Raw genomic sequence first — 16,026 nt, 5'->3', positions numbered from 1 at the left:
TAAACGAATGTCTTCCTGCACTGTTACTTCTTATTAATAGCCTTAATCATCGCATCGTCTTTCAATACAATCTCATAGTAATAGCTTTCTCCATACAATTGTCTTGCAAATTCAGCCGCCAAATATCGTTTTACCAATGATTTGCTTCTTCCAAAATTTAAATCCAAACCATTCCCAAAAATAAATTTTTGAAACAAATTAAAATACAAATCCGTTTGATTCATTTTAATTTTGAATTGATCAAAAGACAATCCTTTAAAAGTGCTTCTGTTTTTATCTAATTGTTCGAAAACAAAATTACCCACGATTCCCGATTGCAATAAATAAGCGGTACTTTCATTTCCATGCTCTACTTCAAGCGGCACAAAAACATCAGGAACAATTCCGCCGCCGCCGTATACAACTTTACCCTTTTTAGTCCTGAATTTTATAGTATCCGAAACTTTTATACTGTCTTTTTCATACAATTCTCCATTCCCAAAACGTGCTTCTGATTCTTTAAAATACGCTTCGTTTCCTTTAGAATAGGGCTTTTGAATCGAGCGACCTGTTGGCGTGTAATACCTCGCTATTGTCAATCGAACGGCTGATCCGTCTGCAAAACCCATTTCTCGTTGTACCAATCCTTTTCCAAAAGAACGACGTCCTACAATAGTTCCCCGATCATTATCCTGAATGGCGCCCGCAAGGATTTCGCTGGCAGAAGCGCTATTTTCATTAATTAATACAAATACATTTCCGTTTTCAAAACTGCCTTTCTGGGTTGCAAATGTTTTGTCTGTGTTCCCATTTTTATTTTTGGTAAAAACAATCAACTGCTTATCCATCAAAAATTCATCGGCAATAGCAATAGCCTCTTCCATATAGCCACCGCCATTATCCCGAACATCAATTACCAGCGATTTGGCACCTTGTTGCTTGAGTTTAGTTAAACCCTCCATAAACTCCCTGTAGGTAGTTTCGGCAAATCTATTTATTTTTATATAACCTGTGGTACCACTCAGAAGCAAAGCGACATCAACACTTTTTAAAGGAATGACATCCCGTATTATTTGTATTTTTAATTTTTTCCTTTCCGATTTTCTGTAAATGATAAGCTCAATATTAGAACCCACCGCTCCTTTTAATTTAGAATACAAACTGTCATTTGGTAATTTTCGTCCAAATAATTTAGTTTTATCAGCATACAAAATGCGATCCCCTGCCTTTATCCCTGCTTTTGCCGAAGGGCCGTCAGCAACTGGTTTTATTACCGCAACAGAATCCTTGTACATGTAAAAATTCACACCAATTCCAACAAAATTTCCTTTCATACTTTCAATAACTTCAAGCTGTTCGCTTGGTGGTATGTAAACAGAATGTGGGTCTAATTTTGCCAAAATATTATCAACGGTGAGATTTACAATAGAATCGGTATTGACATTATCTACGTATTCATTATCAATAAAATCAATCAGTTTATTGAGTTTACTTTTCGAATTATTTTTGACTAAATAATCCGCGGTATTGGGAAAATTCAACATTCCACCCAAGACAACACCCAAAGCAAGTGTTGAGAAAATAAGAATGGGCAAATATTTAGTATTAACGTTCATTTATTCTTCTAAAATTGAAATATGCTCCACTTCTATTCCGGCTTTTATCAAGAACTGAATTCCTGAATCATCCCGATATCCATTATGATACACCACTCTTTTTATTCCGGATTGATGAATCAATTTACTGCACTCTTTACAAGGTGAAAGCGTAATATACAATGTTGCTCCCTCACAGGATTGTGTGGATCGAGCTACTTTTAGAATCGCATTTGCTTCAGCGTGTAAAACATCCCAACGCGTTAATCCTTCTTCATCTTCACAACAATTTTCAAAACCAGATGGTGTTCCGTTATATCCGTCAGAGATTATCATTCTATCTCGCACAATAATTGCGCCAACTTGTTTGCGTTTGCAATACGACAGTAAACTCCATTCTTTTGCAATTCTAAGGTACGCTTTATCGTATTTATTTAATTTTTTTTCGCTCATTTTATCTAATCCAAATTTCACTTTCAACTATCAATGGTATTACAACTCCTATTATAAATGCTGACATTACTAAAGTCCAATCTCGTTTTGAGAATCTAAAAACCGTCTGAACAATATAGGACAAAATTAAAACCACAAAAACCACTACAATCTGTGCCGCTTCTATCCCTAATGCAAATTCTGACAGCGGCAATACTTTAGAGGTTGCATCACCACCAAGAATCGATTTAAAATAGTTTGAAAAACCCAATCCATGGATTATTCCAAAAAAAAGGGTGATAAAAAACACCACATTTATACTTTCTTTCTTGTTTGATTTTCCCGCTGTAAAAATATTAAACAACGCTGTTATTAAAATCGTTATTGGAATTAACAATTCAATCACATTTACTTTTACTGCAATTATTCCATAAACGGAAAGCAACAAAGCCATCGTGTGCCCTATGGTAAAAAGTGTCACCAAAAGTACTATTCGCTTCCAATCCTTAAAAGAGAAAGGAATCGCTAATGCTATTAAAAATAAAACATGGTCGTACGCATGAATATCTAAAACGTGTTTTAATCCTATTTGAAAGTAAATCCAAAATTCTGACATCAGTACTGTATTAAGTTGTTATTGGGGTTGTAAACTTACGATTAATTTTGAAAATGATTGATTTGATTCTTTAATAAATGCAATTCAGCAGCGTTCTAATGGCCCGAAAAAATATAAAAAAATTAAAATCATTAATTTAAAAATAGATTTATCTTTGTAAGATAAAAAACCAATAATTATGTCATTTTCAGATTTATTTGATAGCGAATTCAAACAAAGAAATAAAGGTCATTTTTCAGCAATTGTTCGTGTAGCACTTGCTGACGATAAGTTTGCTCCAGAAGAAAAACTATTTTTAGACAAACTGGCTGTTCGATTAGAAATTTCTAGTGCAGAGTACGAAGAGATTTTAGAAAACCCATTAAAGTATCCTATAAACCCTCCTTATTTACATGAACAAAGACTAGAACGTTTGTTTGATTTAGCAAGAATGGTTCATGTTGATCATCAATTAGGGGACACACAAGAATTATTATTACGGAAAATTGGGGTTGCACTTGGCTTTAATGCTGAAAATGTAGATTACATCATACACAAAGCACTTAAATTAGTAGATAGAAAAGTAGATTTAGATACTTTCCTTTTCGAAATGCAAAACATGAACAAGTAATTATAAAGTATAAAAAAAGCTCTCAGACTTCTGAGAGCTTTTTTATTAAATTTGAATTTTAGTATTTGCTTAATTTAGCGTTATGCATAAATTCTTCTGCTTTTTCCACCATGTTGTAGCTTCCACAAAAGAACGGCACCCGTTCATGCAATTCGGCTGGTTCAATTTCCATGATTCTATTAAATCCGTCAGAAGCTTTTCCTCCGGCTTGTTCTGCAATAAAAGCTAATGGATTGCATTCATACAATAATCGCAATTTCCCTTTTGGTGCTTTTGAACTCGTAGGATATAAATAAATTCCCCCTTTAATCATATTTCTATGGATATCAGAAACCAGACTACCTATGTATCTTGAAGTATAAGGCCTATCTCCTTCTTCTAATTGACAATATTTTATATAATCCTTAACTCCTTGAGGAAAGTGAACATAATTGCCTTCATTGATAGAATAAATATGACCGTCAGTTGGAAATTTCATTTTTGGGTGCGATAAATAAAAAGTACCAATGGCTGGATTCAACGTAAATCCGTTCACTCCGTGCCCAGTTGTATAAACCAGCATCGTCGAGGTTCCGTAAATCACATATCCTGCCGCAACCTGATTGATTCCTGGCTGCAAAAAATCCTCGATTGTAACAGGAGTACCTATGGGAGTGATTCTTCTGTAAACCGAAAATATTGTTCCTACCGAAACATTCACATCAATATTTGAGGAACCGTCAAGCGGATCCATTAGCACGACGTACTTATTATTATGGCTGTTGTCGCTTCCTTCTACGGTGATGAAATCATCATTTTCTTCAGAGGCAATACCACAAACTATTTCGCGATTGATCAATGTTTGTATAAAAACTTCATTTGCATAAACATCGAGTTTTTGCTGATCTTCTCCTTGAATGTTTTGTTCTCCAGCAGCCCCAACAATATCCACTAATCCTGCCTTGTTTACTTTATAATTGACCACTTTAGCAGCGAGTCGGATAGAGTTAATGATACGGGATAATTCGCCTGACGAATATTGAAAAGCGTTTTGATTTTCAATGATAAATTCTCCTAGTGTTTTGTTGCGTTCTTCCATTACGAAATCGATGTAGTTATTTTGAAGTCACAAATATCGTTTTTTTTGTGAAAATGATTTGAATAAAATTTACTTAGTTTATCAGTATTGTATATTTGCTGATTAAAGCTCTGAATTACTACGTAAAAATGCTGTTTTATCGTATTTTAGAATCATTAAAATAAAAATTTATGAAATGAGCATTCCAGAAGGTTGATAGAAACCCTGAAAAATATGCTAATTTCCTAATCAAACAAAAAAATAAAACTACATATGAATATTAGAAGAGGTAATGCCAATGATATGAAAGCTGTTCTGGGACTTATCCAAGAATTAGCCCTGTTTGAAAAAGAACCAGATGCGGTCCTTGTCACTGTAGATGATTTAATTCGAGATGGTTTTGGCGCTACTCCCCTATTTTATGTTTTTGTAGCTGAAGTGGAAGAGGAGATTGTAGGTATTGCATTGTATTATTACCGCTTTTCGACTTGGAAAGGAAAAACAATCCATTTAGAAGATTTAGTGGTAAAAGACAAAATGCGTGGAACCGGATTGGGATATGCTTTATATTCAGAAATTATAAAACAAGGCAAAAAAGATCAGGTGCGAAGAGTAGAATGGAATGTATTGGACTGGAATACTCCAGCAATTGAATTTTATGAAAAATCTGGCGCTAAAGTGCTTCGAGACTGGTATGTTGTGCAAATGGATGAAATAGGAATCAACCATTTTGTGGAGAATAAATTAAAATAACGGATTAAAGAATGATTTTTGTTTAAAACTATGAGAGTATTCAAATTTGGAGGAGCTTCTGTAAAAGATGCCGCAGGAATTAAAAACGTGTATGACGTTTTGCAAAAAGTGGGCTATGAAGATGTATTGTTAGTAGTTTCTGCTATGGGGAAAACGACAAATGCACTGGAAGTAGTCATAAAAAACTATTTCGATAAATCAGCGGAATTAAATTCATCTGTACAGGAAGTAAAAAAATACCACAATCAAATTTTAATGGATTTGTTTGAGGATGAAAAAAACGAAGTTTTTACAGCCGTAAACACTCAATTTACAGATTTAGAATATTTCTTGACACATAATAAATCCCCTAATTATAATTTTGTTTACGACCAGATAGTAAGTTATGGTGAATTAATTTCGACAACTATTCTCAGTCATTTTATGAATTTCATGGGAATAAAAACACAATGGCTGGATGTTCGCAACTTTGTAAAAACAGATGCTAATTACAGAGATGCCGAAGTTGACTGGGAATTGACACAGAAAAACATTGCCAAAAACGTAAAACGCAAAACATTAAATATTACGCAAGGTTTTTTAGGTTCTGATGAAAATAATTTTACTACCACTTTGGGCCGAGAAGGATCTGATTATACTGCTGCTATTTTTGCCTATTGCCTGAATGCCGAAAGTGTAACCATCTGGAAAGATGTACCCGGAGTAATGAATGCCGATCCGCGCTATTTTGAAAATGCCAGTTTATTGAATCAAATTTCGTATCGTGAAGCCATTGAATTAGCTTTTTATGGCGCTACAGTTATCCACCCAAAAACATTGCAGCCATTACAAAAAAAGGAAATTCCTCTCTATGTAAAATCATTTATAAATCCATTATTGAAAGGAACAAGTGTCTCTAAAGGTGTTGATTTAGAACCATATTTACCCTGTTTTATCGTCAAAAGAAACCAGCTTTTGATTTCGCTTTCTTCAATAGATTTCTCTTTTATTATGGAAGAAAACATCAGTGAAATTTTTGCGTTATTTCATCAATTCAAAATAAAAGTAAACTTAATTCAGAATTCAGCGATTAGTTTTTCGGTGTGTGTAGAGGATAAATTTAACCATTTCAAAGCGTTGAACGCTATTTTGTCTAAAAAATTCAAAGTTGAATTTGACGAAAATGTGACTTTGTATACCATTCGACATTTCAATGATACCGCTACTCAAACTGTAGAAGAAAACAAAGTCGTTTTATTGAAGCAAGTCAGTCGTGAAACCATGCAAGTGATCACTAAAGAAGTGTAAGCGCTGTTTATAACACCCTAAAATGGGAATCAATACAATTTGATTCCCATTTTTTATAGTTTTAAAAGACAAAATCTAGAGCTCTAAACTAGAATATCGTAATTTCCTTTTTAACGGATTTTCTGATTGATGGATTTGGTAATTATCAAATTATAAATACTACTTTTGACACTTTCGAGTTATAGTATTTATGTTGAAACCATTCCTTTTTTGGATTCTAATAAGCAGCTTTTCTGGGCTCCACGCACAGGAAATTAATTCGTTATACAAAACCAAAAAAATCCTTCCTTCCCGGGATACTATTTATATTGAAAAAGAAAGTATTAACCCCAGTTTTTTCAAATTGCTGGATACCAATGGCAAACTTATTGACACCACTTTATTTAAAATAAATTTCGAGAAAGGAACTTTAATTTTAAAGGAAAACAGCACTTCAAATGCTGATTCGCTTACGATACAGTATTTGAAATTTCCGGAGATGCTGACCAAAGAATACCGCATTTATGATCCAAGTCGAGTAGTTAGTAATGAGGCTGGATCTGAAAAATTATACACAATTGAAGATAAAAATTTAAAGAAAAACATTCCTTTTGACGGATTGAATACTTCGGGTAGTATTACTCGGGGTGTGACTATCGGAAACAATCAAAATGCCGTTTTGAACTCCAATTTAGACTTGCAAATCACAGGGAAAATTTCTGAAAAAGTGAGCTTAAGGGCCTCCATTCAGGACAGCAATATTCCGTTACAAGATGGAGGGTATTCCCAAAAACTAGATCAGTTTGACAATATTTTCATGGAATTATTCAGCAACGATTGGAACATTCGAGCGGGTGATATTTTTCTGGAAAACAATAAAACTCAGTTTTTGACTTTTAATAAAAAAGTACAAGGATTAGCCACTTCCTTCAACTTTGGTACAGACCAAAACAAAACGAATGTGTTTGCCTCAGCAGCATTAGTTCGAGGACAATATGCAAAAACTGATATTGCAGGACAAGAAGGCAATCAGGGTCCTTATAAATTAAAGGGCCAAAATGGAGAACTGTACGTTCTTGTTATTTCAGGTTCAGAACGAGTTTATGTAAATGGTATTTTACTGAAACGGGGTGAAAATAACGACTACACTATTGATTACAATGCTGGTGAAATTATTTTCACTCCTCTTTTTACGATTACTTCCGAAATGCGTATTGCCATAGAATACCAATATTCAGATCGAAATTACACCCGCTTTGTAACCTATGCTGGTGCAACACATGAAAATAATAAGTGGCGTTTTGGTGGGTATTTATATTCAGAAAACGACTTGAAAAACCAACCCCTTCAACAAAATTTATCTCAAGAGCAAGCCCAAATATTAATCAGTTCAGGAGATAATCCAGATTTAATGGTTGCTCCATCAGCTTACCTTGATACCTACTCTGAGAACAAAGTCCTGTATCGAAAAACATTTTTAAATTCCGTTGAAATTTATGAATATTCTAATGACGCGCAACAAGAATTATTCAATGTAAGATTTACTTTAGTAGGAAACAATAATGGAAATTATATTTTAAAAAATTCGGCGACTCTCACTCGAGTATATGAATACATAGCCGCTATAAATGGAACTTCTCAGGGTAATTACGAACCCATAATACAACTTGTTGCACCTACGAAAGTACAAGTGGCTACTTTTTTGGGGAAATACAGTCCTTCTGAGAAAACAGCTGTCGATTTTGAAATTGGCATCAGTAATAACGATAGCAATTTATTTTCACCCATTGATGATGCCAATAATAAAGGTCTGGCTGGAAAAATCAACGCAAAGCAACGGCTTTTTTCAAAAAAATGGCAAATGGATGCTTTCACAAATTATCAATTTATTCAGGAAAATTTCAGATCAGTGGAGCGGCTTTACAATATTGAATTTGATAGGGACTGGAATTTAGGAACTGCTGGTATTGGAAACCAAAGTCTATTGGTTTCTGGGCTACAACTGGATTTAAATCCAAAACCCAACACTAGAAATAAAGGGCTATTATTGTATCAATTTGAAAAACTGGATTTCTCTGAGAATTTTTCGGGAAACCGACATGTTTTAAATGGTTTATTTCGAATAAAAAATTGGACCTTTCAAAATCAAGGGAGTTATCTAAAAAGCAGCAGTACTTTTCTATGGTCAAATTTTTTAAGAAACCACTCTCAAATACGGTATCATTTTAATAAAAACTGGATTGGTTCCAGCTTAAGATTAGAAGACAACCGAGAGAAAAATAAAACGACAAATCAGTTTTCGGCTTTGAGCCAAAAATTCACGGAATTTGGGTTTTTTACCGGACGCGGGGACAGCACCAACGTTTTTATAGAATTGGGATATCTTCGACGAACCAACGACAGTTTGCAAAATGGTATGATCCAACGGGTAAATTCCTCTCAAACGTTCACCGTTAAATCTAAATTGATTCAGAACAATAAAAGTGATTTATCCGTTTATGCTAACTACCGTATATTGGATTTTGTGAATACTACCCGAAAAAGGGAGTCTACCTTAAATTCCAGAATAGTTTACACGGATCGTTTTTTTAATCAATTGATTCAAAGCTCCACAGTTTATGAAACCAATTCCGGTAGCATTCCACAGCAGGAGTTCACCTATTTGGAAGTTCCCATTGGGCAAGGTGTTTATACTTGGAATGACTACAATAGCAATGGCATTCAGGAATTACAGGAGTTTGAAGTAGCTCCATTTATCGATCAGGCAAAATTCATCAGAGTATTTTTGCCAAATCGGATTTACATCAAAACACATCAGAATAAGTTTTCGCAATCTGTGACATTAAACCCCAATCAATGGCAAAATGAAAAAGGATTAAAGAAAATACTCTCGTACTTCTATAATCAAACTGCTTTTATAATAGACCGAAAAAACAGGAGTGATGATAATAATTTTGAATTGAATCCGTTTAGTGGATCCAATGAGAATGTATTAGGATTAAATTCCAGTTTAAGGAATAGTTTGTTTTATAATCGAGGGAAACAAAATCATTCCACAACCTATTCTTACTTAGAAAATAAAACAAAAAACCTACTATCAATAGGTTCTCAAGAAGCTACCAACAATTCACATCAAGTACAGTATAACCATTTGTTCCAAAAAAATTGGTTGTTTGGATTTTTCGCGAAAACAATCCAGACGGCTATTCAATCCGAGAATTTTCCAGAAAAGAATTACGCCATCAACGGTTATCAAGTGGCACCAAAAATCAGTTATCTTTTTTCCAAGAACACTAGTTGGGACCTCTTTTATGAACTGCAAAACAAAGAAAATCAAATTGGAATTTCAGAAATGCTACAACAAAACCGCCTTGGAACAGCCTTTTCTTATGCAAATATTAAAAAATTCACTATGAACGGAGAGCTTTCTTTTTATCAAAATAAATTTATAGGAAATGAATTTTCTTCGGTTGGATTTCAGATGTTGGAGGGATTGCAAACAGGTCAAAACTTAACCTGGAGATTACTTTTGCAAAAAAACATCACGCAGTTTTTAGACATAAACTTAAATTATCAAGGTAGAAAAAGCGAATCGACCTCTGCTATTCATACTGGAAACATACAAGTGAGAGCTTACTTTTAACTACATAATTTAATAGTTTGGTAATACCCTCGCAATATGAGAAACGGGTACATTGTCTAACTTTAATGTTAAAATAACGAACTTAATTACCGCGCATGGATTTTAAATCGACCCAAAAGACAATATTAATTACACCTTTAAATTGGGGCTTAGGTCACGCTACACGATGCATTCCCATAATTAAGGCTTTAGTAGAAAATAATTTCACTCCCATAATTGCATCTGATGGTATTGCTTTGACCTTACTACAAAAAGAATTTCCTAATGTACAAACGTTAGAACTTCCCTCTTACCAAATAGAATATGCTAAGAAAGGAAAAAATTTCAAATGGAAATTATTAAAAAACGGTGCGAAAACAATTAAAGCAATTTGGCAAGAAAAGAAAATAGTTGAAAACTGGGTTGAAAAATATGCTATTGACGGGATTATTTCAGACAATAGATTGGGCGTTATTAGCAAGAAGGTCCCCTCCGTTTTCATGACACACCAATTGAATGTGATGACAGGAAACACCACCTGGTTGACCAGTAAATTACACCAGCATATTATAAAAAAATATGCCGAATGCTGGGTTCCAGATCTTGCGGGTTCAATAAATTTAACAGGGAAATTGGGGCACACAGATGATCCAAACATAAACATTAAATACCTTGGCCCATTGAGCCGTCTGGAAAAAAAATTAGTCCCAAAAAAATATGATCTGCTCATTATTCTTTCCGGACCTGAACCGCAACGTGGGATCTTGGAAAATCATTTAAAAAACGAAATAACTCAATTCAAAGGGAGTGTGATTTTTATAGAAGGCAATATAGAATGTGAGCAAAAAACTACAGTGAAAGAAAATGTAACCTATTATAACTTCATGAACTCAACTGAGCTAGAACAAGCTTTTAACGAAAGTGAAATGGTACTTTGTCGTTCTGGCTACACTACAATCATGGATTTAGCACAATTGAGAAAAAAAGCTTTTTTCATACCGACTCCAGGTCAATATGAACAAGAATATTTAGCTAAAAAATTGAAAAAAGAAGGTCTGGTCCCTTATGCAAACCAAAATGATTTTAAAATGGAGAATATTCAAGAAATTCAGGATTATAAAGGTCTTCCTCGATTAGACTTTAAAATTGACTGGAGTGATTTGTTCCGAGTTTTTGAAAAAAAACAGCATTTTGTTTAAAAAAATAAAAAAACCGATTCGAATGAATCGGTTTTTTTATAATACCATTTTTACTATTAGATAATTTTCTGTATCGGCTTTACTTTTTCAAGGGTAAAAGAAAATTCAGAACCAACACCAAATGTACTGTCTACATAAATTTTCTCGTCATGTGCTTCAATAATGTGTTTCACTATAGATAATCCCAAGCCAGAACCACCTTCTGTTCTCGCGCCACTTTTATCCACTCTATAAAAACGCTCAAAAAGTCTTGGGATATTCTTTTTCTCGATTCCTTCTCCATTATCAGTTACTCTAACAATGACTTTTTCATCAGTCAAATCCTCTATACTTACCTCAGTTGATCCCTTAAATTTACCATATTTAATTGAATTTACAATCAAGTTCATCACAACTTGTTGGATTTTTTCCTGATCTCCAACTACCCTAATGGGCTTGTAATATTTCATATCAAACATTAACAAGATATCTTTCTTAGAGGCCTTCATTTCTAGTAAATCAAACACATTTTGAACGAGTTTAACAATGTCAAATTCAGCTATCTCTAAATTCAAATCCCCTATTTCGAGTTTAGTAATCATATCTAAATCCTGCACAATGTATATGAGTCTTTCTACTCCTTTTTCAGCTCGCTCCAGATATTTTTTTCGTATTATTTTATCGTTCATAGCTCCATCAATAAGCGTTGATAAATATCCCTGAACCATAAAAAGCGGTGTTTTGAGTTCGTGAGAAACATTCCCTAGAAATTCTCTTCTATACTCTTCACGCACTTTTAAGGTTTCTATCTCAAGTTTTTTGTCTGTTGCAAACTTCTTAACTTCACGAGTAAGGGTTGCCATATCAGTTGTTATGGGCTGGTTTCTAAAGGTACTGGATTCCAACAAAGAAACGTCATCGTATATTTTTTTTACTTTTTTGTAAATAAAACGCTCCACACGATATTGTATTACAATAAATGAAAAAGATGCGATTGAAATAGCAAAAATCAAGCAAAATTGATAGGAAAAAGAGAAAAACAAATAGGTCAGATAACCAACTAATCCTGTAGAAAAAAGAGTAATATAAAGTGCTGATTTAACAGCAAACCGATATGTTTTTTTAAAATTTATTGTCATTTATACCTCAAACTTATACCCTACACCCTTTATTGTTTTGAATAATTCTTCTCCTATTTTTTCTCGTAATTTTCGGATATGAACATCGATGGTTCTTCCGCCTACTACTACTTCATTACCCCAAACTTTATCTAGAATTTCATCACGTTTAAATACTTTCCCTGGTTTTGAAGCAAGCAGATAGAATAATTCAAATTCTTTTCTTGGTAATGCAATCTCAATATTATCTTTTACTATTTTATATTCTTCTCTATTTATTTCGATTCCGCCTACATTAAGAGTTTCACTATTTTGCTCTTTCTCTTTCAATCGACGCAACAAGGCTTTTACTTTGCTGACTAATAATTTAGGTTTAATTGGTTTAGTAATGTAATCATCAGCTCCTGCATCAAAACCCGCAACTTGAGAGTAGTCTTCGCTTCTGGCGGTCAAGAATGTTATCAACACATTACTGAGTTCCGGAATTTTACGAATACTCTCACAAGCCTCCATCCCATCCATTTCTGGCATCATAACATCCATTATAATAAGGTCTGGAATTTCTTTTTTAGCTTTGGCTATAGCCTCTTTCCCGTTGGCCGCTGTAAAGATTTGATATCCTTCCTGAGAGAGGTTGTATCCTACAATTTCTAAGATATCCGGTTCGTCGTCTACTAATAGAATCTTCGTGTGTTTTTTCTTCATAAAGCGCCAAAATTGTTTTTGAATTGTAAATGTAATAATAAAAGAGCCATCGAAAAGGCCTTAACAGTAATTTAATATTGAGCCTATTATACAGTCCAAAACAAAACACAAACGTAACAAGTCAGTAACTTACATTTTACATTTCAAGCGTTACTTTGCAAAAAAATTTAAACCAAATGAAATTCAAATTATTGTTTTTAACGTTATTTATAACTGCTATTTCTTTTTCACAGAATAAAGGAACAATAGCTGGAATCTTGACAGACAAAAATGCTAACAATCAATCATTGCCATTTGCAAATGTTCTTATTAAAGGAACGACTAATGGAACCAATACAGATATTGATGGAAAATACTCCATTACAGCAGCACCTGGAAATTACACCATCCAATTTAGTTTCGTAGGATATGAATCTGTTGAAGTTTCCGTAACGGTAGTAGCGAATCAAACAGTAACCTTAAATCAAGCACTAGGTTCTGCAGGATATAAGTTAGAAGACGTAGTAGTAAGAGCTACTGTAAGCAGAGAAAAAGAAACAGCCTTACTACTTGACCAAAAAAATGCGGTTGAGATAAAACAAACTATTGGAGCACAAGAACTTTCTAGAAAAGGGGTTAACGACGTTGCAACAGCAGTAACTAAAACTACAGGAATAACTAAACAAGAAGGTTCTGGGAATATATTTGTTAGAGGTCTAGGAGATCGCTACAACTCTACTACTATGAATGGTTTACCAATTCCATCAAATGACCCTGAAAAGAAAAATATTAATTTAGAAATTTTCTCTACTGATATTTTAGAATACGTTTCCATAGACAAGGTGTACAATAGTAAATTATATGGTGATTTCGCAGGAGGAAATGTAGACATCGTTTCTAAAGATTACAGAGGAAAAGGATTTGTAAAAGTTGATATTGGGACAAAAGTAAACACTAACTCTATTAACGAAAATAACTTTTCTCTACAAAAAGGACCTAATTTTTCGGGATTTAGCAATGCATCTATACCCGCGAATCCTTTAACTCAATATAATTTTGGGACCTTGCAATTAGACAAAAAGGCTCCTTTTGGAAGTTCTGTTGGAATCTCTGGAGGAAAATCATTCAATGTAGGCTCAGAAAGCAAACTTAATGTTTTTGCAAATGTATCCTTTGGTAACGATTATACTTCTAGAAGTGATGGTTCAGCAAAAGGAAATGTAAACGGGAGTGGTGTGGTTAATAAAAACTTTGAAGACTATACTCTAATTAGTTACAATACCAATTTTACCAGCATGGCTAATATTGGATATAAAATAAACAACAATAATAAGATCAACTTTAATTCAGTTTTTATCAATACCTCTTCACTAAGTAGAGAGGAATACACTGGATATATCGTTGATATTGCCAACAATGGTAACGGTTTAATCCGTCGTAATAAATATGAAAAAAACAGTTTATTTATCAATCAACTATTAGGGGAACATAAAATAGGAGAACGTTCAAAATTAAACTGGGGAGCTTCTTACAATATGATCAAAGGTGACATGCCGGATAGATCTCAAAACATCTTTAGAAAAGAACCAAATGGATATGTTTTATCTAGTATTTCTGCTCCAGACAATCACAGATATTTCCAAAAACTAACAGAAAATGAAGCTGCTGTAAACCTTTCATTTGATTATAAATTTAACAAAACAGATGACGACGCTTACAAAGGTAAATTTACTTTTGGCTACAACGGTAGATTTAAAACTAGGAACTTTGAAGCTTCACAATTTAATTTTAAAGCAAATCAAAACTTCAGTAGCACAATTGTTGATCCAAACAATTTAGATTTATTTTACAACCAAGCAAATTTCAGCAATGGCTATTTTGACATCACAACATTTAGAGGTGGCTTTCAAGTTGCAAATGCCCTGGATCCACAAACATACAATGGTAATCAATATATTAATGGCGGTTTCTTAAACACCGAATATAAATTTAAAAGACTAACCACTGTTGTAGGTTTGAGAGGAGAATATATATTTCAAAAAGTAGACTGGAACACTCAATTAGATCCGGATGGTGGATTTAATGAATTAGATAAAATTGCTTTTTTACCAAGCGTAACAATGAAATATGAGCTAAATGAAAAACAAAATTTACGTTTTGGATTTAGTAAAACCTATACGTTACCACAATTTAAAGAAAGAGCACTATTTGTATACGAAGATGTTACAGAGGTTAAGGTAGGAAATCCAAACTTGTATGCATCTGATGATTATAATTTTGACTTAAAATGGGAAATGTTTCCAAAAAGTGAAGAATTAATATCAGTAACTGCTTTTGGTAAATATATTCTTAACCCTATGAATGAAGTAACAATTGCTTCGTCAACAAATGATATTTCATTTATTAATACTGGAGATTTTGGTTATGTTGCCGGTGGAGAGGTGGAATACCGAAAATTACTTTTTAATTTTGATGAAAATAATGCCAAAAAATTATCAGCAGGAATCAATGCTTCGTATTTATACAGCAATCAAGATTTGAACACTGAAAAGGTAATTAAAGAAACTGATTATAATGTAGTGTTTACTAATGCAAAAAGTGAATTTACTGGTGCATCAGACTTATTATTAAATGCAGATATCTCTTTATTGAACGAATGGAATGATAAAGAAGGTAGTCTCAACACAACCTTAGCCTACACGTACTTCTCAGATAGAGTTTATGCAATTGGAACTAACGATAAAGGTGATCTAGTAGACAAATCATTTGGCTCATTAGACTTTATAGCCAAATCTAAATTAAATAAAAAATTAGGAATAGATTTTATAGTAAAAAACCTTTTGGATCCTACCATAGATAGAGTCCAAGAAAACAGATCCGGCGATGTAAACGTTTTATCTTACAAAAAAGGCCTCCTTTTTAGTGTGAATTTAAATTACCAATTCTAATATTCAAGAGCAGCTAACACTGCTCTTTTTTTATGGAAAACTATCTTAACAAAAGAAACATTAAATTAACAATAAGGTCAAGTTAATTTAAACAAACAATTACAGTTGCTTAACCTTCGCAAAGCAAACTTACAAGACCTTTGACAAATCTAAACAAACACAAATTTT

General features: G+C 33.4%; 12 protein-coding genes. 6 read left to right on the top strand and 6 right to left on the bottom strand.

What is annotated here, in order from left to right; translation table 11 throughout:
* Positions 1-23: 23 nt before the first annotated feature.
* From AC0608_RS05450 to AC0608_RS05440, 3 genes are read right to left on the bottom strand one after another with little or no spacing between them, the layout of a single operon-like run.
* Positions 24-1,595 (bottom strand): S41 family peptidase, encoded by a 1,572-nt coding sequence (locus tag AC0608_RS05450; protein WP_478288373.1) that lies wholly within the window; start codon positions 1,593-1,595, stop codon positions 24-26.
* Positions 1,596-2,027 carry a deoxycytidylate deaminase gene (locus AC0608_RS05445; RefSeq protein ID WP_417958759.1) on the bottom strand — a complete coding sequence of 144 codons (432 nt, stop codon included), beginning with the start codon at positions 2,025-2,027 and terminating at the stop codon, positions 1,596-1,598. It lies immediately after the preceding gene.
* Position 2,028: 1 nt separating this feature from the next.
* On the bottom strand, positions 2,029-2,622 hold the full coding sequence (locus AC0608_RS05440; protein WP_417989605.1) for a HupE/UreJ family protein: 594 nt from the start codon (positions 2,620-2,622) through the stop codon (positions 2,029-2,031).
* A 178-nt stretch (positions 2,623-2,800) separates the two neighbouring features.
* Between AC0608_RS05440 and AC0608_RS05435 the strand changes: the two genes are divergently transcribed.
* Positions 2,801-3,232, top strand: coding sequence for a TerB family tellurite resistance protein (locus AC0608_RS05435; protein WP_417958761.1), 432 nt, complete (start codon positions 2,801-2,803; stop codon positions 3,230-3,232).
* Positions 3,233-3,290: 58 nt separating this feature from the next.
* Here the strand turns inward: AC0608_RS05435 and fbp are convergent, their stop codons facing one another.
* Positions 3,291-4,310, bottom strand: a complete 1,020-nt coding sequence (gene fbp, locus AC0608_RS05430; RefSeq protein WP_417958762.1) for a class 1 fructose-bisphosphatase — start codon at positions 4,308-4,310, stop codon at positions 3,291-3,293.
* A 252-nt stretch (positions 4,311-4,562) separates the two neighbouring features.
* On the opposite strand from fbp, the gene AC0608_RS05425 reads away from it, so the two are divergent.
* From AC0608_RS05425 to AC0608_RS05410, 4 genes are all read left to right on the top strand, one after another.
* Positions 4,563-5,042: a GNAT family N-acetyltransferase gene (locus AC0608_RS05425; protein WP_417958763.1), complete on the top strand. Its 480-nt coding sequence runs from the start codon at positions 4,563-4,565 to the stop codon at positions 5,040-5,042.
* Positions 5,043-5,072: 30 nt separating this feature from the next.
* Positions 5,073-6,329, top strand: coding sequence for an aspartate kinase (locus AC0608_RS05420; RefSeq protein ID WP_478288372.1), 1,257 nt, complete (start codon positions 5,073-5,075; stop codon positions 6,327-6,329).
* Positions 6,330-6,519: 190 nt separating this feature from the next.
* Positions 6,520-9,951: a DUF8818 domain-containing protein gene (locus AC0608_RS05415; protein ID WP_478288371.1), complete on the top strand. Its 3,432-nt coding sequence runs from the start codon at positions 6,520-6,522 to the stop codon at positions 9,949-9,951.
* Between the two features lie 95 nt (positions 9,952-10,046).
* The gene (locus AC0608_RS05410) at positions 10,047-11,129 is read left to right on the top strand and encodes a glycosyltransferase (RefSeq protein ID WP_478288370.1); all 1,083 of its coding nucleotides are present in this window, start codon (positions 10,047-10,049) and stop codon (positions 11,127-11,129) included.
* Between the two features lie 56 nt (positions 11,130-11,185).
* Here the strand turns inward: AC0608_RS05410 and AC0608_RS05405 are convergent, their stop codons facing one another.
* Positions 11,186-12,247: a sensor histidine kinase gene (locus tag AC0608_RS05405; RefSeq protein ID WP_417958767.1), complete on the bottom strand. Its 1,062-nt coding sequence runs from the start codon at positions 12,245-12,247 to the stop codon at positions 11,186-11,188.
* Positions 12,248-12,931 (bottom strand): response regulator transcription factor, encoded by a 684-nt coding sequence (locus AC0608_RS05400; protein WP_417958768.1) that lies wholly within the window; start codon positions 12,929-12,931, stop codon positions 12,248-12,250.
* 176 nt (positions 12,932-13,107) lie between these two features.
* Between AC0608_RS05400 and AC0608_RS05395 the strand changes: the two genes are divergently transcribed.
* Positions 13,108-15,858 (top strand): TonB-dependent receptor, encoded by a 2,751-nt coding sequence (locus tag AC0608_RS05395; RefSeq protein ID WP_478288369.1) that lies wholly within the window; start codon positions 13,108-13,110, stop codon positions 15,856-15,858.
* Positions 15,859-16,026 lie beyond the last annotated feature (168 nt).

This window comes from Flavobacterium sp. GNP008 (genome assembly GCF_056428965.1).
Note: the sequence above shows the minus strand (reverse complement) of the source record. Positions and strands in the feature narration are given on the sequence as shown.

Excerpts from the sequence above, each read along its gene's own strand:
- AC0608_RS05450 (WP_478288373.1), bottom strand. The coding sequence starts at position 1,595 with ATGAACGTTAATACTAAATATTTGCCCATTCTTATTTTCTCAACACTT.
- AC0608_RS05445 (WP_417958759.1), bottom strand. The coding sequence starts at position 2,027 with ATGAGCGAAAAAAAATTAAATAAATACGATAAAGCGTACCTTAGAATT.
- AC0608_RS05440 (WP_417989605.1), bottom strand. The coding sequence starts at position 2,622 with ATGTCAGAATTTTGGATTTACTTTCAAATAGGATTAAAACACGTTTTA.
- AC0608_RS05435 (WP_417958761.1), top strand. The coding sequence starts at position 2,801 with ATGTCATTTTCAGATTTATTTGATAGCGAATTCAAACAAAGAAATAAA.
- fbp (WP_417958762.1), bottom strand. The coding sequence starts at position 4,310 with ATGGAAGAACGCAACAAAACACTAGGAGAATTTATCATTGAAAATCAA.
- AC0608_RS05425 (WP_417958763.1), top strand. The coding sequence starts at position 4,563 with ATGAATATTAGAAGAGGTAATGCCAATGATATGAAAGCTGTTCTGGGA.
- AC0608_RS05420 (WP_478288372.1), top strand. The coding sequence starts at position 5,073 with ATGAGAGTATTCAAATTTGGAGGAGCTTCTGTAAAAGATGCCGCAGGA.
- AC0608_RS05415 (WP_478288371.1), top strand. The coding sequence starts at position 6,520 with ATGTTGAAACCATTCCTTTTTTGGATTCTAATAAGCAGCTTTTCTGGG.
- AC0608_RS05410 (WP_478288370.1), top strand. The coding sequence starts at position 10,047 with ATGGATTTTAAATCGACCCAAAAGACAATATTAATTACACCTTTAAAT.
- AC0608_RS05405 (WP_417958767.1), bottom strand. The coding sequence starts at position 12,247 with ATGACAATAAATTTTAAAAAAACATATCGGTTTGCTGTTAAATCAGCA.
- AC0608_RS05400 (WP_417958768.1), bottom strand. The coding sequence starts at position 12,931 with ATGAAGAAAAAACACACGAAGATTCTATTAGTAGACGACGAACCGGAT.
- AC0608_RS05395 (WP_478288369.1), top strand. The coding sequence starts at position 13,108 with ATGAAATTCAAATTATTGTTTTTAACGTTATTTATAACTGCTATTTCT.